This window comes from Burkholderia crassaminum (genome assembly GCF_964265005.1).
Classification (GTDB): domain Bacteria; phylum Pseudomonadota; class Gammaproteobacteria; order Burkholderiales; family Burkholderiaceae; genus Burkholderia.
The window spans coordinates 447,531-466,289 of the sequence record NZ_OZ183800.1; the positions used below are offsets into that span (position 1 = coordinate 447,531).

Genomic DNA, 18,759 nt, shown 5'->3' on the forward strand with positions numbered 1-18,759 from the left:
TTCTCTCCGCCGTATCCCGCTTTCTCCTCCCTTCCTCCCGCCGCATGCCGCTGCGCTGAATCGCATCGACGCGATCGCACCGGATAATATTTTTTCTCTTTCATTTCAATTTCGATTTGTAATCATCGAGCCCATTTCCGGGGAATGAAAAAGGCAATGCGGGCATTTCAGAAAAAATGACGCATCCGTATTGAACAATCCGGAAGAAAATGCCGGGGAAAAAGCACCGAAATCGTGCGGCCGGCAAGCCGTTACGGCGCGGTGAGCGGGTTTGACCATCGTTGACGGAAAAGCGCCGGACGGCAAAAAGAGCGGAGTGAATAATTCGGGATGACGGCGAATGCGATTTAGCCGTAATCACCAATATTTCATGCGCCGCGATTTACAGTGTCGACAATTGAACGTTCGGGAGCATTATTCATGTCAATGAAACAAATTCGGGCGGCATTGCTGGGAATGTGCATGGCGATGCTGGCGCCGGCAAGTCACGCGCAGGCGCAATACTCGACCGACTGGCTCGCGAACACGTACGGCACGCTGGCCCAGCACGTCGGCAACGCCGCGCGCTCGATGTGGGTCGCGCCCGAGGGCGTGATCTACACGGCGTCGCGTTGGGACGAGAACGCGGGCGGCGTCGCGCTCTACCAGAACGGCCAGCCGATGGGCACCATCGGCATCCACGACGAATTCCAGGGCGGCGCGATCACCGGCAACGCGACGTCGATCTTCGTTGCGCTTGGCTACAACCGCAACTTCGGCAGCGGCTCGGTGGGCCGCTACAACCGCGGCACGAACCAGCGTGACCTGCGCATCCCGGTCAGCACGTGGACGGGCCTCCCGAACCCGGACGTGATCACCGGCCTCGCAACGGCCGGCAACCTGCTGTATGCGAGCGATTTCTACGGCAACCGCGTGCGCGTCTATACGACCGACGGCGTCTGGCAGCGCGACATCGGCGTGACCGGGCCCGGCGCGCTGGCGATCGATGCGGCGGGCAACCTGTGGGTTGCCCGGATGAGCGCGGGCGTGGTCGTGCAGTACGGCGCGACCGGCACGCTGATGAACACGATCCAGATGGCGGCCGGTGCACGGCCGTCGGCCCTGTATTTCGACGCGTCGACGGGGCAGTTGCTGGTGGGCGACCAGGGCCCGGACATGAACATCAAGCGCTACAGCCTCGCCGGGTTGCCGCAGCAGGTCGGCACGTTCGGCGTGCAGGGCGGCTATCTCGACACGACGTCGGGCATCAAGGGGCAGGTCGGCGACAAGCGCTTCACGCGCGTGGTCGGCATCGGCAAGGATTCCGGCGGCAACCTGTACGTGCTCAACAACGCGTGGGGCGGGGGCTGGGATCTCGGGCGCAACGGCAGCACCGACCTGCATTCATACGGCCCGACGGGCGCGTTGCAATGGAAGCTGCAGGCGCTGAACTTCGAGGCGATCGCCGCGCCCGACCCGGCGACGGACGGCGCGTTCTTCTACAGCGGCAACAACGTGTATACGGGCTCGGCGGGCGGCACGTTCGTCGCGAACACGGTCGATCCGTTCACCTATCCGAAGGACCCGCGCCTCGACATGAACGACTACCAGCGCGGCCAGCACTTCGGCCAGCTCGTGACGGTCGGCGGCAACCGGATTCTCGTCGCGTCGGGCCAGAATCCCGGCAACTTCAACTTCTACTACTTCACGCCGGCGACCGGCTATATCGCGAATCCGGCCGGCTCGCTGCCGGGCAAGCCGTTCAACACGACGCTGCAGGTCACGGCCGGTTTCGACATCGACGGCAACGGCGACGTGTGGGCCGGGCTGAACGGCTCCAACGTGATTACCCGCTACCCGATGACGGGCTTCGACGCGACCGGCAAGCCGTCGTGGGGCAAGCCGGTCACGACGGCCGTGCCGGGCACCGTGGCGCCGGTCACGCGCATCCTCTACCAGGCGGACAGCGACACGATGATCCTCGCGCAGGGCCTCGCGGGCAACTGGGACTGGACCGCGATGAACGGGCACATCGAGGTCTATCACGGCTGGAAGAACGGCAACACGAGCGCGCCGAACCCGGTGATCAACCTGACGAGCGCGAACCCGAAATCGATCGCGGCGGCCGGCCACTACCTGTTCGTCGGCTACGTGCACACCGTGCCGAACGTCGACGTGTTCGACCTCAACACGGGCGCCCTCGTCACGACGCTGACCAACTCGAACACGTCGGCGATGGACGTCGGCAACGACGTCGACTCGATGTACGGGATTCGCGCGTACCTGCGCTCGACCGGCGAATACGTGATCACGAAGGACAACTACAACGGCACCAGCATGATCGTGTACCGCTGGCATCCGTGAACGCGCAGGTCGTGCGGGCCGAGCAGGCCGCAGGGCCTGCTCGGCGCCCGCGTCACGGTGCGCCCAGCACGCGGCCGTTCACGCTGAGCCCGTACATCGAATCGGGCGAATCGTGGAACTTCGCGCGCGTGTCCTGCACCGAGCCGGTGAAGCGCGGGTCCTGCGGCCGTTCGTGGCTGTCCATGAAGGTCGCGACGTCCCACGCCTCCTGATCGGTCAGCGTGCCGCCGAGCCCGAGCGGCATGTTGGCCTTGATGAAGCCGGCTGCGTTGCGGATGTCGCCCATCCCCGCGCCCCAGTTGAACGAACGCGCGCCCCACAGCGCCGGGAACACCGCCTTGCCGCCGCCCGACTGCCCCTGGCCGTCCGCGCCGTGGCATAGCGCGCAGTGCTGCGTGTAGACGGCCCCGCCGCGCGCATAGTCGGCCTTCTGCGCGGGCGGCGGCAGTTTCAGGAAACCCTGCCCCGGCAGCTTCGTGCCGACCGGCGCGCCCTTCGCGAGCCAGTACGAATAGGTTTCGAGCGCGACGAGGATCGGATCGCCGGCGGGCGGCGCCTTGCCGTTCATGCTGTAGCGGAAGCATCCCTGCAGGCGCTCGGCGAACGTGTTCACGTGGCCGTTCTTGCTGCGGTACGCCGGATACAGCAGGTATGCGGCCCACATCGGGCTCGAGTCGGGCCGTCGGCCCGCGTCGAGGTGGCAGCTCGCGCAGGTCAGTTTGTTGCCGACGTACTTGCCCGCGAACTCGGGCGTGTGCAGGAAGATCTGCTCGCCGAGCTTCACGGTCTTGCCGAACTCGTCGGCGGGTATCGCGGATTCGGCGGGCGGCGCGAACGGTCTGGCTGCCGTCGCAGCGGCGGCAGGCGCGGGTGCGGAAGCGGTGGCCGGTGCATCCTGCGGTGCGGCCGCGAACGCGAGCGCGGGCATCCAGGCCGCGCCGAGCAGTGCCGCGCGGGTGCGGCGGATCAGCGTCGTGCGGTCGATCATCGCTTGTCTCCTTGTGCGGCGCCGCCGCGCGCGTAGTAGGCGGCCACCGCGTCGATGTCGGCGTCGGACAGCTTGCCGGCGATCGCCTGCATCAGCGCCATCGGCCCGGGCGGGCGCGTGCCGTGTTTCCAGCCGTTCAACTGGCCGGCGATGTAGGCGGCGGGCTGGCCCGCGAGCGGCGGAAACGCGGTGCCCACGCCGAGGCCGCCGGGGCTGTGACACTGGGCGCACGCGGGCAGGCCCTGCGACCAGCGTCCGCGCGTCGCGAGCCACGCGCCGGTGTTCGCCGGATCGATCGACGTGTCGTCGGCGGCGACGATGCCGGCCGGTGCGGGCAGGCTCGCGAAGTACGCGGATACCGCATCGCGCTCGTGCGGCGTCAGCAGTTTCGAGAGCGGCTGCATGACGGGATTCTGGCGGCTGCCGTCGGCGAACGCGGCAAGCTGCGCGGACAGGTACGCGGCGTTCGTGCCCGCGAGGCGCGGGAAGCCGGCCGCCGCGTTGCCTTCGCCCTGGCTGCCGTGGCAGCCGATGCAGGCGGCGACGCCCGTCGTCGAGCCCTGCGTCGCGAGCGTCTTGCCGAGTGCCGCGTCGTCTGCGCGCGCGTGGCCGGCCAGCAGCGTTGCCGCAGCGAGCAGCAGCGGCGCGAACCGGCGCCGCGGTGTGTCCACCGTATCGTTCACGTGTCCCCTCCTTGTTGTAGGCCGCGGGTGCGCCGCCGGACTGCCGGCGCGGCCTTGCGGTCAGCCCGCGTCGGGCTGCTTCTCCTTCTGCTCCGGCGCGAGATGCTGCGCCGGTGTCGCCGCATCATATCGGCCGAAGCCGTAGCGCTGGAAGATCCTGAACGCTTCCGGCGACCGGATGAACGCGAGCCATGCGCGCGCGGCCTCCGGATGCGGCGCGTCCTTCACCATCGCCCCCGCGTAGATCGCAGTCGTATTTTGCTCGGCCGGAATGTCGATGTGCATCAGCGGATGCCCGACCTGCTCCTGGAACGCCGCTTCCGATTGCCACAGCACACCCGCGTCCGCGCGCCCCTGCATCAGGAACAGCGCGGTTTCCCGATGGTGGATGTGCGTGAGCTCGGTCGTGCCGGCGCGCACCTTGTCGTCGTAGACGGTACGCGCGAGCGCGTCGCCGCCGGCCTTCACGAGCGACGCGCGGATCTGCCGCGCGACGCCTTCGAATTCCGGATTGGGCATCGCAAGCTGCACGTCGGGCCGCGCGAGGTCGTTCAGCGACGCGATGCGCTTCGGATTGCCTGCGCGCACCATGATCGTCAGCTGGTTCGTCACGTAGGGTACGGCGGGGCCGGTGAGCGTGCCGTCCGCGATCAACCCGTTGATCTTGCCGAGCCCCGCGAAATACGCGTCGGGCTTGACCGTCCACGTCATGTTGCCGACGGTGATCGTGCCGCCCGCCTGGATCTGTTTCACGAGCAGGCCGGGCGGGATCGTCTCCCAGTAGATGCGGCCGCGGTACTCGGGATGATCTTCCTCGAACTTCGCGACGAGCGGCGCCATCGCGAAGAAATAGTTGCCGCCGACGAACAGCACGAGCTTCGGCGCAGTGAGGTCGCCGTGGAAATCGGCGAGCACGTCGACCTGCGGCACCGTGAATTCGAGGCCACGGTGCGTTGCGTCGTTGTTGCGACCGTCCTGCCAGGGCGGGAAGATGTTCGCGGCGGGGCCGGCCGGCGCGGCGAGCGACAGCGCCGAGGCGCAGCAGAGCCAGGCGGCCAGCGCGGCGCGCAGCGTGCGCCGACGGCGGTGCAATGGCGATGGCGGTTGCATGGGGATCGATGTCATCGAGGGGTTCATTTTGCGTACGTGAAGCCGGCCTGTTGCAGTTCGGGCAGCGTGCCGACCGCGCCGGGCGTGACGATTGCCGACGGGATCACGTGGTTGGTCAGGTCGGCCGCGAGCGCATCGAGCGGCAGCTTGTCGGGATTCGCGTTCGCGCCGTCGAGCCGTTCCGCGAGTTCCCAGATCGCGTTGTGGCACGACAGGAACACGACGCCGCGCTGCTGCAGCGCGGCGATGCTGTTGTCGTGCGACGAGAACGCGCCGTCGGGCAACTCGTGGTCTTGTGCGCCCTTCGATTGCGCGGGTTTCGCGTCGAGCAGCGTGTTGGCCGGAAACGCGGCGCCGGCGAATGTCGCGAGGCCGTATTTGTCCCATGCGGCCTGGTCGAACAGCGCGAGATGCGCGCTGCCGTGCGTGGCCGATACGACGAGGAAATCCGGATGACGGTATGACCAGATCTGCGCGTTCAGCGAATTGCGCATCAGGTTCAGCCACGGGCCGCCGAGCTCGGTGTTGTCCCATACCTGCTTCGGGCCGCCGCGGTAGCCGGTCAGTTCGGCGAGCGCCGCGTGATCCCACTGGTCGGGGCGTTCGAGGATCATCGGCACCGTCTTGAAGTCGCGCCGTCGCGGCGCGGCCGCGAGGCGGCGCGTGAGGTCGGCGAGGTGCGTGGCGCCGCCGGGCAGCAGCGCGCCGGTTTCAGATGTGGCGGCGCGAGCGGGGCGGGCGGCGGCGAGCAGCGCGGTGCCGGCCGCGAGGCCGAGTGTCTTGAGCGCGCCTCGGCGCGCGTGCCGGTCGGACATGGGGTATCTCCCGGAATCGTTTTTGTGGGGGCGTGTCGCGTTGCCGTGCAGCGACGCGGCGTCGCGAATGCGTAGCCAGTCTAGCGGCGCGCGCCCGGTACGGAAAATCGCGATATCGGATGGGAGATATTCGGGGGTCTGATGATTGGGCGAGAGGGCGGGAGGCTGGAGGCGGGGCGGTCGGTGCAACGGCCATCAGTTCGATCGTTGCAACCGGCCTCTGTCGGCGCGCGAGTCGTTAAGGGGCTTCCTGCGGACGGTTTCGGTTTCGGCGTCGATCGGAGAGAGTCGATCGGAGAGTCGATCATCCTGTTGATATGGATGACTGATTATGTGTGATGGGTAGCAGAGGACCGACTTGTATAATTGCCTCCCTGGAATTCACACATGCCTTGCCGAGAGAGAACGATACTCATGAATTGGGACGATGCCCGCGTTTTTCTGGCAGTTCATCGAACCGGGACGCTGCGCGAGGCCGCGGCCGTTCTCGATGTCGATCAGGCCACCGTGGGGCGACGGTTGACGGCACTGGAGAAGGCGCTCGGGGCGAAGCTGTTTCTCAAGACGTCGTCCGGCTATGTCGTGACGCAGATCGGCGAGCACTCGCTGCAGGCCGCGCAAGCAATGGAGCAAGCGGCGTGCGAATTCGAGCGTCGCGCCCAGGGCTCGGACGATCGCCTCGAAGGCGAGGTTCGGGTGACGACGACCGATTCCCTCGCGATGGATTTCGTCGTTCCCGCGATACGGGAATTGCGCCGGAAATGTCCGGCGATACACGTGGTCCTGACGACGTCCGTGCAGGTGCTCAACCTGACGCGACGCGATGCGGATCTCGCGATTCGCACCGTGATGCCGGAAAATCCCGATCTCGTGCGCCGGAAGCTCGCGGAATGGGACGTCGGGCTGTTCGCGAGTCACGAGTATCTGGATGCACATGGCGCGCCCGCGATCGGGTCCGCTTTCGAAGGGCATGACCTGGTCGTCTACCAGCCCGGCACGACGTCCAACCAGGGGTACACGCTGTGCGGCGAGTCGATGGAACGCGGGCGTATCGTTGCGCAAGTGGGTTCGAGCCTGATGCTGGCGACCTCGATCCGGTCGGGTATCGGTATAGGCGAACTCCCCGTGTATATGGCGCAAGAGGACGATTCGCTCGTGCGACTCTGGCCCGACAGGACGCGAGCCGCGCCGTATCAGGTCTGGCTCGTATCGCATACCGACCTGAACCGGACGGCGCGCGTCCGGGCGGTTACCGCCGAGATCGCGGCTTCGTTCGACCGCTATCGATAGCGGCCGGGATCACGCCGGAATCATGACGGTGCAGGCGCGGGTGCTCAACGGGTCAGGGAGTTGCGCGTCGAGAGCGTGCGCCGCGCGGCATACCAGCGCGGCATGATCGCGATTGCCGCGACGATCGCGAAGAACGGGATGGCCACAGCCAGCACGTGGCTGCCGGTGCCGAGCAGGCCGCCGGACACGGTGGCAGCGAGCGAGGCACTGCCGATCTGGAAAAAGCCGACCAGCCCCGACGCCGTGGCCGCGCGCCCGTGTCCGCTCGCAATGGCGCCCGAGACCGCAAGCGACAGCGACGATCCATTCGACAGGCTGATGAGCAACATCGGCATCACGATCGCGAGGATGCCTTTGACGTGCCACGATTCGCACAGGGCGAACGCCATGCCGCCGGCAACGAAGCAGCTCACGCCGGCCACGACGATCGAGTCGTAGGACATCCGGTCGAGCATGCGGCGCGCAATCATGTTGGCGGAAATGATGCCGGCGGTCAGCGGCAGGTAAAGCCAGCCGCTTTGCTGTTCCGAAAGGCCAAGGCCGGAGAAGATGAACGGCGACTGCGTCAGGTAAACGAACCACGCGCAATAGATCGCGCAGACGACGAGCGTGTAGCGGATGAATGCCCGGTCCCCGAGCACGTCCGCGAAGCCGGCCAGCGGCGCGGCGCGATTTTGCCCCGGCGCGACGGGCGGACGAGTTTCCTTCAGCAGAAGCTGAACGAGCGCGAGCGCGACGACGCCAAACGCGGCGACGAAAATGAAATCGCTCCGCCACCCGAACCACGCAGCCAGATTTCCGCCGATTGCGGGGGCGAGTGCCGGAGACAGCGACACGAGCGGATACACGATGCTGTAGACCTTCGCGGATGCGTGCTTGTCGCAGGTGTCGGCGATGATCGCGCGACCGATGACGAGGCCGGACGCCGCGCCGAGCGCTTCGAGCACGCGCCATCCGAGAAAGCTTGCGAAGCCGGCTGCGCTTGCGCAGCCGATCGAGCCAACGATGTACAGGAGGATGCCGGCCGTCAGCACGGGTTTGCGCCCCCATCGATCGGAGAGGGGGCCGTAGACCAGTTGCGCACAGGCGAGCGCGATCAGGTAAGCCGATACCGTCTGCGGCATCTGCCAGGCACCGATCGAAAACTCGTGGGCCATCGACGGCATCGCGGGCAGGTAGACGTCGGACGCGATCAGGCCGAAGGCGCTCAACATGGAGACGACGAGGATGAGTGAGAAGTTGGACATGGTCGCTGGGTGGTTGGGGCGGAGCGCGTGAGCGGATGCAGATGGCGGCGCGCATTGGGCCGCCTCGAGAAAAGGCCGGGGCGATCATACGGCGTGCGATGCGGTTCGGGAGCGGGCGGAATTGCATCGCCCGGATGCATTTTTGCGGGCGGCAAAGTGGGGGCCGGGAAGGCGTGTGGATGACGGCGTCAGGTGTCGCGCGAAGCGCCGGTCAAGAAGAATCGGGCGAGGGTGTCGGCGGCGAGCAACGGGGTGATTCGCTGTCGTTCGTGTTTCGCCGGATGATCGGGCGCAGTTTCGTCGCCGCGTCGTTGTCCGCGTTGTCCGGCACAACGCGCGCGGATTCGCAGTGACCGATCACGAAGCGGCCGGGATGCTGCACCGGGGAGAAGGGGCGAGCCGCTACGCGTAGCGAGTGGCCGCGAATGCGGGTGTTGCGCGTGGGCCGCCGTATTCGGGCCGGCCCACGCACGCATCAGGCCATCAGGCCATCAGAGCGTCGGAGCGTCGGAGCGTCGGAGCGTCAGAACGTCAGAATGTCGGAACGTCAGAGCGTCAGAGCGTCAGAGCGTCAGAGCGTCAGAGCGTCAGAGCGTCAGAGCATCAGAGCGTCAGAACGTCAGAACGTCAGAACGTCGGAACGTCGGAACGTCAGAACGACACCGTCGTCGTCAACGTGACGAGCCGTGGCTCGCCGACCGCGACGATCAGGTTGTTGTTGCTCGACGGGTAGTAGGTCTTGTCGAGCAGGTTCTTCACGTTGAGCTGGAAGCGCGTCGGGAACTTGCCGATCGTCGTTTCGTAGGCTGCGAAGGCGTCGACGGTCACATAGCCGGGCAGCGTGAAGCTGTTCGCCGTGTCGCCGGAGCGTGCGCCGACCAGGCGTGCGCCGCCGCCGAAGCGCCAGCGGCCGGGCAGATTCGCGATGGCCGTGTCGTACACGGCGAACAGGCTGCCCGTGTGGCGCGCGACGTTGGCGAGCGGCGTGTTGCTGTCGCGATCGGTCGCATTCGTATAGGCATAGCTGCCGATCACGCTCAGATGACGCGTGATCTGCCCGGCGACGTCGAGCTCGATCCCGCGCGAGCGCGCGGTGCCGATCGTCGACGTGATGTCGCCGACCGTGACCGCGACGTTGCGCTTGTCGATCTGGTAGACCGCGAGCGTGCCGGTGATCGCGGGTTTCAGGCTGAACTTCAGCCCGGCTTCGAGCACGCGGCCGTATTCCGGCGCAAGCGGTGCGGCGACATTCGTCGCGACGTTCGGCTTGAACGAGCGGCTCACGTTCGCGTAGGCGGTCAGCGCCGGCGTGAGCGCATACGCGAGCCCGAACTGCGGCAGCCAGACGGTGCCGCGCGAGCGGTCGGCGAACGCGAACGGCCGCCCCATCCCCGATTCCTGCTGCCAGTTTTCCCAGCGCAACCCGCCCACCGCGGTGAGGCGGTCGGTGATCTTCACCGAGTCCTGCACGATCGTCGAGTACGCATGCACGACCGAGCGCGAATCGCTTTGCTTCGCGTTGGGGGTGCCGCCCGCTGCGAGCAGGCCGTACACGGGATCGTAGAGATTGAAGCCCGTCGTCGCCTTGCCGCGGATCGTGTCGCCGCGAAAGCTGCGCTGCCGTTCGTATTCGCCACCGATGTAGATCGCGTGGTTCATCCCCGCGAGCGTCACGTTGCCGAGCAGGCCGAGCGTCGCGATCTGGTCGGAGTCGTTGCGTCCGAGGTTCGCATCGGACGAGCGCGTCATCGCGCCGGTGCGGCTGTTGAACGCGGTCGCGCGGGTGATGTACTGGTCGTAGCGATCGCGGCCCCAGCCGTAGGTCGCGCGCACGCGCCATGCATCGGAGAAGCGGTGCTCGATGCGCGTACGCAGCGTTTCCTGGATGCCGCTGCTTTGCGACCATGCTTCCTCGTAGCGGCGATAGCGCAACGCATCGTCGAGCTGGCCGTTCACGAGCACGGTGCCGCGATCGAACGGCATCGTGTAGTCGACGTACTGGTAGCTGACGTCGATCGACGTGTTCGCGTCGTGCCACGACAGCGCGGGCGCGATCAGCGCGTTGCGTTCGCGGCCGAAGCTGCGCCAGTAGCGGCTGGTGTCGTATTCGCCGGTCAGCCGGAACGCGAGCGTGCCGCCCGCGACCTGGCCCGGCTTGCCGAGCGGGCCCGTGAGATCGAACTGTGCGCTGCTGCCGCCGTGGTTCGTGCGCGACGCGGAGATCGAGCCACCGAACGTGTCTTCCGGCTTGCGGGTGACGAGGTTGATCACGCCGCCGGGATCCTGCATCCCGTACAGCAGCGAGGCCGGGCCCTTCAGCACCTCGACGCGGTCGATCGTCGCGAGATAGCTGTGCAGCACCGGCGTGCGCACGCCGTCGACGAGCACCGAGCCGTCGTTGTTCGACCCGAAGCCGCGCTTGATGAACGCGTCACGTGTGCCGCCGAGCGTGTTCGTCTGCGTGACGCCGCTGATGTTGCCGAGCACGTCGTCGAGCGAGCGCGCCTGCTGGTCCTGCATCACGCTGCTGCTCACCACCGCGACCGATTGCGGAATCTCCTTCAGCGGACGGTCGCTGCCGCCCGCGATGCTCGTTGTGCGCGGCTGATAGCCGATCGTCGGGTCGACGGCCGACGATGCGTTGACGTTGATGGCGGGGAGTGCTTTCCCGGCGGGCGTCGCGGGCGCCGATGCGGGGGCAGCGGCTTCGGCGTTGGCCGCATGCGCGCCGCTCGCGACGCAAAGGGAAATCAGGGCAGGCAGGCTCGAGCGCCACGGACGCAGGGTCCGGACGCGGCGGGGCGTTCGACGGGATGGCATGAATCGATGCAGGACGGAGTACTAAGGATCGTGTTTCGGGCCGCGACGTTTCGTGGCGACCAAGGTCCGCATGATATATGTAATGAGAATCATTTGCAATTGTAATGATGCGACCCGGCGGCGCGCGGGCGTTGGTTGCCGGGCCGTTGGCCGTCTGCTACCGTAGCGACCAAAATCAGACGCAGTGAAATTCAATGAGAGAGCCGGGGGCCGCACCATGTCATCTTCCTGTCACGTCGCGTTTCGCGCGGCGCCAAGCACCGCGCACGACCATGCGGGTGATGAAGTGATCGCAGCCGTATTCCGCCATTCGAACGATTAAAGCAACGGAAGCGAATTCATCCGGCGTTGCGCCGGGCTTCAATCACTTCAACCACCACGCTAGACGGGAGACCACCCATGAAGAAGATTTCCGCGCCGTTCGCGGCGGCCGCGCTTGCGGCCTGCGCGCTGCTGGCGGGCGTTCACCAGGCCGCTTGCGCGGCTTCGGACGCCGAACCCGCGATCGACGCGCACTACGGCGCCGTGATCGAGGCCTATACGCAGGACATGGCCGCCGCGAAGGCGAAGTACGACGGCAAGCGCCTCGCGTTCGTCGGCGCCGTGATCCGGATGGGCGGCGACCCGGGCGGCACGTACTTCGGTGCGCTGACGGCCGACGGCGAGCAGTTCGATACGCATTTCGACGTGGCCGACCAGGATGCGCTGAAGCCGAAATTCCCTGGCGGCGAGATCAAGCCGTTCGTGACGTCGACGGCTTTCCGCTTCAGCTGCGTGAACGAAGGGTATATCGATGCACCCGTGTTGCCGGGCCTGAAGCTGGCGCATTGCCGTCTGGCGAACTGACCGGCGCGCGGGCGCGCGGCGTTCAGAACTTCTGCTGGATGCCGGCCATCACGCCGAGCTGGTTCATCCCGGTGCCGACCGTCCCGCCGGCGGCGACCGCGTTCGCGGCCAGTGTGCTGTTGAACATGTAGCCCACCGACGTATAGACGGTCGTCCGCTTCGACAGGAAATAGTTCGCGCGTCCGACGAACAGCGTGGCATTCGTGCCGCCTTCGCTGTTTTCTCGGCGTTGCAGGTAGCGGACGCCCTGAAGGTCGAGCGCGAGGTAGGGCGTCGCGTAGTACGTGCCGCCGGCGAACACGATGTCGGCCTGCAGGTGTTCGGCCGCCGCGAGGTTGCGGCGGATCCACCCGGCGCCCAGTTTCGCGGGGCCGATTTTCACGTAGCCGGCGACGATGTCGCGCGTGTCGGTGTACGCCGGATTGTTCAGCGGCGCGAGCGCACCGCCGCCGCCGCGCATCACGTCGTGCGACGCGGCCAGCCCGAAGTTGCTGGTGTCATACGCGAGCATCGCCGTGTATTGGCGGCAGGCGACGAAGTCGCCGGGCACCTGTCCGGCGCAGCCCGTCGCTGACGGACCTGCCGGCCCGGCCGCATCGCGGCCGAAGCTGTAGGTGGCGCCGAGCGTCACGCCGTGGAACGTGCCCTTGTAGCCGATCGCATTGTCGCTGCGCGCGTTGGGCAGGTAGGAATCGAAATCCGCCATCGAATGAATCGACGGGCCGATCACGTCGGCGTTGGTCAGCACGATCATCGACATGTTCATCTGGCGGCCGAGGGTCAGCGCGCCGAACGGACTGTTCACGCCCACGTTCGCCTGTCGCCCGAACAGGCGCCCGCCATAGTTCAGTGCGCCGGTGCCGGGCTGGAAGCCGTTTTCGAGCACGAAGAAAGCCTGGTAGCCGCCGCCGAGATCCTCCGTGCCACGCAGCCCCCAGCGTGACGGCACTTCGCCGGTCAGCGTCGGCATGCCGGTGAACGATCCGCCGTGCGCGGCGTTGTTGTAGTAGGACACGCCGGTATCGATGATCCCGTAAAGCGTCACGCTGCTTTGCGCGCAGGCCGGTCCGGCCAGCGCCAGCGCCGTCGTCGCGAGTGCGGCACCCAGTTTCGTTTTCATGGCTGTCTCCAAACAGTATGTAGATATGCTTATCGATTGTTTTAATGACCCGGACGTATCCGGGATGCCGACGGGTATCGGCAAGACTGCGGGCGTCGCGCGTTACGACATCGCCGGGTCGCGTTGCCTGCGTGGTACCGCCGTACGCGTGCCCGCCACGGCGACGGCGATTGCCGCACCGGCCATCGGCACGAGGAACGCGAGATAGAGGTGGGACACGGACCAGCCGTCGTCCAGCAGCGCACCGACCGTCATCGGCGACAGAATCGCGCCGAGGCGGCCGATGCCGACCGCGAGGCCGATGCCGGTCGTGCGGATCTCGGCTGGGTACGGCGTCGGCGACAATGCATACATGCCGGCCACGCACGCATTGATCACGGCGCCGAGGAACACGCCGACCGTCAGCCCGATGCCGAGCGAGCCCGTGTTCGCGCCGAACACGACCATCAGTACGCCGCCGAGCAGCAGCGTCGCGCCGAGCAGGTTGCGCAGGCCGAACCGCGTCGACAGCAGGCTGAAGAGGGAAGCGCCCGCAATGCCGCCGAGATTGAGCAGCACGCCGCCGGTCACGCCCTGCGATGCCGACAGCCCGGCCTGGACCAGCAGCTTCGGCGTCCAGCTCACGACGAAATAGAAGCTGCCCATCACGAGAAAGAACGCGATCCACAACGCGATCGTGCGGCGCGCGAGCGGTGCGCGCAACACGGCCATCCAGCTCGACGCGGGGTTCGCCGTGTCGATGGAAGAAGTCGCGGCCGGCAGCGTGTCGATCGGCGCGCGCTTCATTCTTGCGAGGATGCGATTGATTTTCCGCAGCGCGTTGTCTGGACGCCGCGCCAGCAGGAAGTCGAGCGATTCCGGCAGCAGTGCGAGCACCATCGGGATCGACAGCAAGGTCAGGATGCCGCCGAACGCGAACACGCTGCGCCATCCCCACGTCGACAGCAGGTAGCCGGCGATGACGCCGCCGGCGGTGGCGCCGATCGCGTAGCCGGTCGACTGCATGCCGATCGCGGCGCTGCGCCATTTGTTCGACGCGTACTCGCCGCTGATGACGGTCAGGCTCGCCAGCATGCCGCCGATGCCGAGCCCCGTGTACGCACGCGCGACGGCGAGTTGCAGCGTGCTGTGCGTGGCCGCGCAGGCGAGCATCCCGGTCGAGATCACGGCGAGGCAGAGCAGGATGATGCGGCGGCGGCCGACGCGGTCGGCCAGCGGCGCGATCAGCACCGAGCCGATGCCCATGCCGGCCAGCCCGGCGCTCAGCAGCAGGCCGATTTCCTTGCCGCTCAGCTTCCATTCGGCCGCCAGATGCGGCGCGGCGAACGCGATGGCCAGTACATCGAAGCCGTCGAGCATGTTCAGCACGACGCAGGCCGTGACCGCCATCGTCTGGAACGCGCTCATCGGGGATTCGTCGATCGTATTGCGGATGTTTGCGCTCACGTCAAAGATCCTTGTGAATAGTATGACTAATTAAATGGGATGACATCGAAGCCGGACACGGCGAATGGGACGAAAGCGATTGCACGGGCTGACGGGCAACCCGTGGAACGCCCGTCGCGACCGTCGGCTGGCGGGCGTCGTCGGCGCGATGCTTACGCGGGTTCGAGCAGCAACCGCTCGATCACGCGCCGCGCGCGATTGGGGCCCGCGTCGACGTGTATGTCGATCTGGTGGCCGCCGGGAAACCGCAGCTGATTCCTGTATTGCGCTTCGATCACGCTCTTGTCTTCATCGAACGTCGCCGCGGATTGCTCTATGACCGTTTGCGCGACGCGCTCGACGTCGTGTTGCGGATTGGTCGCGACGGTCCAGAAGTAGTGAGTCGTGGTGTCCGTCTCGGGCGTGATGCCGTGGAAGCCGCGCATGTGAAAGCCGCCGCGCGCCGGATCGTGCAGGTCGCCGGTGCCGGCGTCCATCGCGCCGGTCCAGATCCGGATGTGCGACACATGGAATTCGATTTCCTGCCAGCGATCGACGCGGCCTGCGAACGGCCACGCAGCGGTGTAGGTCGGCGGCGGGTCGGAATCCGGCATCCGGCGAACCAGCGTCACCGTGTCGCCGTCGCTGCCGACGCGGGTTTCCGCGCCCATGTGCAGCGGCGCGTTGCCGCCGATCGTTTTCAGATGGACATAGCCGAGGTGGCTCAAGTCCATCAGGTTGTCGTGAATCAGTTGATACGGCGCGTCGTAATGGTAGTTGCCGCCGCCGAACCGGTATTGTGGATCCGCGTGGAACGCGTAGCGCGGCGGCGCGCAGGTCGGTTGAGCGTGCGCGTCGGCGCCGATCCAGATCCATATGATCGCGTCCTGTTCCTGCACCGGATACGACGACACGCACGCCTTCGCCGGAATGCGCGCCTGGCCGGGAATTTCCACGCACGTGCCGCCGCGGTCGAACAGCAGGCCGTGATAGCCGCAGCGCAGGCCGCGTGCTTCGAGCGAGCCGCACGACAGTGGCAGCGACTTGTGGCAGCAGCGATCCTCCAGCGCACCGACTTCCCCGGACGGCAACCGGAACAGGACGACCGGACGGCCGAGCAGCGTGCGGGCGACGGGTTTGTCCGTCAGTTCGGATGACAGCGCGGCAACCCACCATCGGTCCATCGGGAATTTAGTAGTATTGATCGGTGGTCGGGCATGTTGCTCCATTGATCGTCTCCAGTATTGTGGTTGGCCGCCGCGTGTCGGGCGGTCCGTCTACAGATCTACAGATCGAGTACCAGCAGGTCGCTTCGCGATCGCGAACAGCAGGGCATGAACTGGTCGCCGGCCGCCTGTTCCGCTTCGGTGAGATACGAATCGCGATGATCGGGCTCGCCTTCGAGCACGCGCGTCGCGCAGGTGCCGCATACGCCTTGCTCGCACGACGTCAGCACGTCGACGCCGTTCGCGGCCAGCGCCGCGATGACTGTGCATTCGGCCGGCACATCGATCACCCTGCCGCTGCTCGCGATCCGGACCTGGAACGCACGGTCTGCACCGGACGACGCAACTGCGCCGCCGAAGAACTCGTAGTGCAGGCGCGCTTCGCCCCAGTTGCGCTCGCGCGCGGCGTTCAGCACTGCATCCATGAAGCCGCGCGGGCCGCATACGTACAGGTGCGTGCCGTCGGGCGCCGCGGCGAGCACGGCGGCCAGGTCGAAGCGTTGCTCGGGGGCACCGTCGTCGACGTGGAAGCGGGCGCGATCGTGAAACCCGGCTGCGTTGATTCGCTCGACGAAGGCCATGTGGTCGCTCGAACGCGCGCAGTAGTGCAGGTCGAACGGCATGCCGGACGAGAACAGCCGTTCCGCCATGCAGAGAATCGGCGTGACGCCGATCCCGCCCGCGAGCAGCAGGTGATGCGGGGCGTCGGGGGCGAGCGGAAACTGGTTGCGCGGCACGCCGATCCGCACGGTATCGCCTTGCCGGACTGCGTCGTGAATCGCGCGCGACCCGCCGCGGCCATCGGCATCGCGCAGCACGGCGATCTGATAGCGATCGCCGTGTTCCGGGTGGTTGCACAGCGAGTACTGACGCACGAGCCCGCCCGGCAGATGCACATCGATATGGGCGCCGGCGTCGAAGCTCGGCAAGGGCGAACCGTCGTCGCTGACGAATTCGAAGCCGCAGATGTCGCGCGCTTCCTGCCACTTGCGCGCTACCCGGACGGTCAATGTCGAGGCGCTCATGACGCCTCCTTGATCTGCACGACCGGAATCACGGGCCGCTGCGGGCTCGCCGCGTTTTCTTCGGCGAGCAGCCGTTCGATCACCTTGCGCGACAGCACGCCGCCGGCGTCGATGTTGAGCTTGAGCAGCTTGCGGTCGCGCCACTTTTCCAGGTTGAGCTGCTGGCGCTCGAGCATCTCGAGATCCTCGGCGAAGATCTTGCCCTGGCCTTCGCGGATCTCGGCGGTCAGCACGTGATCGTCGGGCCGGAAGTTGCGCGCCATGCCCCAGAAATACCAGATCGAGGTGTCCGTTTCGGGCGTGATGAAATCGACCACGATCGACGAGGCCTTCAACTCGGCCGGCGCATCGTAGCCGCCGTGACCCGCGTGCGCGACGCCCACTTCGATCATCACGTGGCTCGGCGGTGTGAAGCGGCAGATCTGCCAGCGGTCGACCGGCACGTCGTCGGCCAGCCCGTTGCCGCGCAACCCCATCTGCCAGAACGGCGGCGGCATCACGTTCTCCATGAAGCGGCTCGTGACGACTTCGTCGCCGTGGCTGGTCGTCTTCGGCGGCGCTTCGTCGATTTCCTTCTGGCCGATGCTCGTCGCATGCACGTAGGTCTCATGCGTGAGGTCCATCAGGTTGTCGATCATCAGCCGGTAGTCGCAACGGATGTGATACAGGCCGCCGCCGTGCGCCCAGGCCGGATTCTCGGCCCACGCCAGGGCGGGCAGTTTGGCGGGATCGGCGGCGGACGCCTCGCCCGGCCAGACCCACACGAATCCGTACCGCTCGACCACCGGGAAGCTGCGAATCGGGGGGAAGCCGCCGACGCGTTGGCCCGGCATGCCGGTCGCCTTGCCGTCGCAGCCCATTTCCAGCCCGTGATAGCCGCACACGAGCACGCCGTCGCGCACGAATCCCAGCGACAGTGGCGCGCCGCGGTGCGGGCAGAAATCCTCGAGCGCGGCGACCCGGCCGTCCGCCGCGCGGTAAAACACCATCGACTCGTTGCAGATCTTGCGACCCAGCGGCTTGCCGTCGATTTCATCGGGCGTGCACGCCACATACCAAGCGTTCTTGAGAAACACGTTCCTCGTCTCCTTCAGGGCGGTGCCGCTGGTATGCGGCATTTCTTCATTCCGTGTACTGAATGAGATTCAGTGTACTCATCGAGATTGGCTGGGGCAAGGCGAGCGGTATACTGGTTTTCCCGGGAAATGGCGCGAGGCAGCGCCATGCCGTCGGCGCGCGCAACCGGCGCGCGTCGCCTCTGTCATCGACTCATTCATGGAAAAAACGAATCCCGCCGACGCGCCGGCTTTCCCGCTCGACCTGTACGACGAGCCTGGGCACCTGATCCGGCGCGCGCACCAGATTGCCGTCGCGATGTTCTACGAGAAGCTGGGCCGGGACGTGACGCCGGTGCAGTACGCCGTCCTGCGGATGCTCTACGAGTGCCCGGGGCTCGATCAGGTGACGCTGGCGCAGCGGGTGGCGCTCGACACGTCGACGACCGCGGATCTAGCGGTCCGGCTCGAAGCGAAAGGATTGATCGTGCGGGAAGTGTTGCCGCGACGTCAGCGCCGCTTGTTGCTGACGCCGACTGGCGTCGAGCTGCTCACGCACCTGATTCCGTCGGTGAAGGAACTGCGTGCCGGCCTGTTCGACGGGATGGGAGAGGACGATTCGCAGGAACTGGTGCGCCTGTTGCGCAAGTTCGTCCACTTGAACAACGAGCAGAGCCGCGCGCCGCTGCGCGTCAGCGACGAGTCGTAGCGGCCCCGAGCCCTGCGCGACAGCGGAAAGCGGAAAGCGGCGACGGGGCGACGGGCG

The 18,759-nt window shown here is 66.7% G+C and carries 16 protein-coding genes; 5 read left to right on the forward strand and 11 right to left on the reverse strand.

All coding sequences use genetic code 11. The features are described from left to right. Positions 1 to 420: 420 nt before the first annotated feature. Entirely contained in the window at positions 421 to 2,343 is a 1,923-nt protein-coding gene (locus ACPTTF_RS19165; RefSeq protein WP_423367771.1) for an SMP-30/gluconolactonase/LRE family protein, read from the forward strand. Positions 2,344 to 2,395: 52 nt separating this feature from the next. On the opposite strand, the gene ACPTTF_RS19170 is transcribed toward ACPTTF_RS19165, so the two are convergent. Genes ACPTTF_RS19170 through ACPTTF_RS19185 form a run of 4 tightly spaced genes read right to left on the reverse strand, consistent with a single transcriptional unit; the run spans position 2,396 to position 5,939 of the window. Continuing rightward, positions 2,396 to 3,331: a c-type cytochrome gene (locus tag ACPTTF_RS19170; protein WP_423367772.1), complete on the reverse strand. Its 936-nt coding sequence runs from the start codon at positions 3,329 to 3,331 to the stop codon at positions 2,396 to 2,398. Next, a complete protein-coding gene (locus ACPTTF_RS19175) occupies positions 3,328 to 4,014 on the reverse strand; it encodes a c-type cytochrome (protein ID WP_423367773.1) in 687 nt (228 codons plus the stop codon). Before ACPTTF_RS19175 ends, ACPTTF_RS19170 begins: the two co-directional genes overlap by 4 nt. 60 nt (positions 4,015 to 4,074) lie before the next feature. Further along, positions 4,075 to 5,139, reverse strand: coding sequence for a molybdate ABC transporter substrate-binding protein (locus ACPTTF_RS19180; RefSeq protein ID WP_423367774.1), 1,065 nt, complete (start codon positions 5,137 to 5,139; stop codon positions 4,075 to 4,077). An 8-nt stretch (positions 5,140 to 5,147) separates the two neighbouring features. Then, positions 5,148 to 5,939, reverse strand: a complete 792-nt coding sequence (locus ACPTTF_RS19185; protein ID WP_423367775.1) for a transcriptional initiation protein Tat — start codon at positions 5,937 to 5,939, stop codon at positions 5,148 to 5,150. Between the two features lie 414 nt (positions 5,940 to 6,353). Here ACPTTF_RS19185 and ACPTTF_RS19190 point away from each other — a divergent pair, with 414 nt between their 5' ends. Continuing rightward, complete coding sequence (locus ACPTTF_RS19190; RefSeq protein WP_423367776.1) at positions 6,354 to 7,229, forward strand: LysR family transcriptional regulator; 876 nt, start codon at positions 6,354 to 6,356, stop codon at positions 7,227 to 7,229. Between the two features lie 44 nt (positions 7,230 to 7,273). Here the strand turns inward: ACPTTF_RS19190 and ACPTTF_RS19195 are convergent, their stop codons facing one another. Next, positions 7,274 to 8,476 carry a multidrug effflux MFS transporter gene (locus ACPTTF_RS19195; protein ID WP_423367777.1) on the reverse strand — a complete coding sequence of 401 codons (1,203 nt, stop codon included), beginning with the start codon at positions 8,474 to 8,476 and terminating at the stop codon, positions 7,274 to 7,276. Between the two features lie 35 nt (positions 8,477 to 8,511). Between ACPTTF_RS19195 and ACPTTF_RS19200 the strand changes: the two genes are divergently transcribed. Next, positions 8,512 to 8,829: a hypothetical protein gene (locus tag ACPTTF_RS19200; RefSeq protein WP_423391171.1), complete on the forward strand. Its 318-nt coding sequence runs from the start codon at positions 8,512 to 8,514 to the stop codon at positions 8,827 to 8,829. A gap of 298 nt (positions 8,830 to 9,127) precedes the next feature. Here the strand turns inward: ACPTTF_RS19200 and ACPTTF_RS19205 are convergent, their stop codons facing one another. Further along, entirely contained in the window at positions 9,128 to 11,296 is a 2,169-nt protein-coding gene (locus ACPTTF_RS19205; protein ID WP_423367778.1) for a TonB-dependent siderophore receptor, read from the reverse strand. 399 nt (positions 11,297 to 11,695) lie between these two features. Between ACPTTF_RS19205 and ACPTTF_RS19210 the strand changes: the two genes are divergently transcribed. After that, positions 11,696 to 12,142, forward strand: coding sequence for a hypothetical protein (locus tag ACPTTF_RS19210; protein WP_423367779.1), 447 nt, complete (start codon positions 11,696 to 11,698; stop codon positions 12,140 to 12,142). A 22-nt stretch (positions 12,143 to 12,164) separates the two neighbouring features. Here ACPTTF_RS19210 and ACPTTF_RS19215 read toward each other — a convergent pair whose 3' ends face one another. From ACPTTF_RS19215 to ACPTTF_RS19235, 5 genes are all read right to left on the reverse strand, one after another. Next, positions 12,165 to 13,262 carry a porin gene (locus ACPTTF_RS19215; RefSeq protein WP_423367780.1) on the reverse strand — a complete coding sequence of 366 codons (1,098 nt, stop codon included), beginning with the start codon at positions 13,260 to 13,262 and terminating at the stop codon, positions 12,165 to 12,167. Between the two features lie 102 nt (positions 13,263 to 13,364). Further along, positions 13,365 to 14,708: an MFS transporter gene (locus ACPTTF_RS19220; protein ID WP_423367781.1), complete on the reverse strand. Its 1,344-nt coding sequence runs from the start codon at positions 14,706 to 14,708 to the stop codon at positions 13,365 to 13,367. Between the two features lie 152 nt (positions 14,709 to 14,860). Further along, complete coding sequence (locus ACPTTF_RS19225) at positions 14,861 to 15,916, reverse strand: Rieske 2Fe-2S domain-containing protein (protein ID WP_423367782.1); 1,056 nt, start codon at positions 15,914 to 15,916, stop codon at positions 14,861 to 14,863. Positions 15,917 to 15,972: 56 nt separating this feature from the next. Further along, positions 15,973 to 16,938 carry a PDR/VanB family oxidoreductase gene (locus ACPTTF_RS19230; RefSeq protein WP_423367783.1) on the reverse strand — a complete coding sequence of 322 codons (966 nt, stop codon included), beginning with the start codon at positions 16,936 to 16,938 and terminating at the stop codon, positions 15,973 to 15,975. Further along, complete coding sequence (locus ACPTTF_RS19235; protein ID WP_423369845.1) at positions 16,935 to 18,014, reverse strand: Rieske 2Fe-2S domain-containing protein; 1,080 nt, start codon at positions 18,012 to 18,014, stop codon at positions 16,935 to 16,937. Before ACPTTF_RS19235 ends, ACPTTF_RS19230 begins: the two co-directional genes overlap by 4 nt. 199 nt (positions 18,015 to 18,213) lie before the next feature. Here ACPTTF_RS19235 and ACPTTF_RS19240 point away from each other — a divergent pair, with 199 nt between their 5' ends. Next, complete coding sequence (locus ACPTTF_RS19240; RefSeq protein ID WP_423367784.1) at positions 18,214 to 18,702, forward strand: MarR family winged helix-turn-helix transcriptional regulator; 489 nt, start codon at positions 18,214 to 18,216, stop codon at positions 18,700 to 18,702. Positions 18,703 to 18,759 lie beyond the last annotated feature (57 nt).

Bases quoted from the DNA above. Each gene is read 5' to 3' on its own strand.
- ACPTTF_RS19180 (WP_423367774.1), bottom strand. From the start codon at position 5,139: ATGACATCGATCCCCATGCAACCGCCATCGCCATTGCACCGCCGTCGG.
- ACPTTF_RS19170 (WP_423367772.1), bottom strand. From the start codon at position 3,331: ATGATCGACCGCACGACGCTGATCCGCCGCACCCGCGCGGCACTGCTC.
- ACPTTF_RS19225 (WP_423367782.1), bottom strand. From the start codon at position 15,916: ATGGAGCAACATGCCCGACCACCGATCAATACTACTAAATTCCCGATG.
- ACPTTF_RS19230 (WP_423367783.1), bottom strand. From the start codon at position 16,938: ATGAGCGCCTCGACATTGACCGTCCGGGTAGCGCGCAAGTGGCAGGAA.
- ACPTTF_RS19205 (WP_423367778.1), bottom strand. From the start codon at position 11,296: ATGCCATCCCGTCGAACGCCCCGCCGCGTCCGGACCCTGCGTCCGTGG.
- ACPTTF_RS19200 (WP_423391171.1), top strand. From the start codon at position 8,512: ATGCAGATGGCGGCGCGCATTGGGCCGCCTCGAGAAAAGGCCGGGGCG.
- ACPTTF_RS19185 (WP_423367775.1), bottom strand. From the start codon at position 5,939: ATGTCCGACCGGCACGCGCGCCGAGGCGCGCTCAAGACACTCGGCCTC.
- ACPTTF_RS19165 (WP_423367771.1), top strand. From the start codon at position 421: ATGTCAATGAAACAAATTCGGGCGGCATTGCTGGGAATGTGCATGGCG.
- ACPTTF_RS19210 (WP_423367779.1), top strand. From the start codon at position 11,696: ATGAAGAAGATTTCCGCGCCGTTCGCGGCGGCCGCGCTTGCGGCCTGC.
- ACPTTF_RS19215 (WP_423367780.1), bottom strand. From the start codon at position 13,262: ATGAAAACGAAACTGGGTGCCGCACTCGCGACGACGGCGCTGGCGCTG.
- ACPTTF_RS19195 (WP_423367777.1), bottom strand. From the start codon at position 8,476: ATGTCCAACTTCTCACTCATCCTCGTCGTCTCCATGTTGAGCGCCTTC.
- ACPTTF_RS19240 (WP_423367784.1), top strand. From the start codon at position 18,214: ATGGAAAAAACGAATCCCGCCGACGCGCCGGCTTTCCCGCTCGACCTG.
- ACPTTF_RS19190 (WP_423367776.1), top strand. From the start codon at position 6,354: ATGAATTGGGACGATGCCCGCGTTTTTCTGGCAGTTCATCGAACCGGG.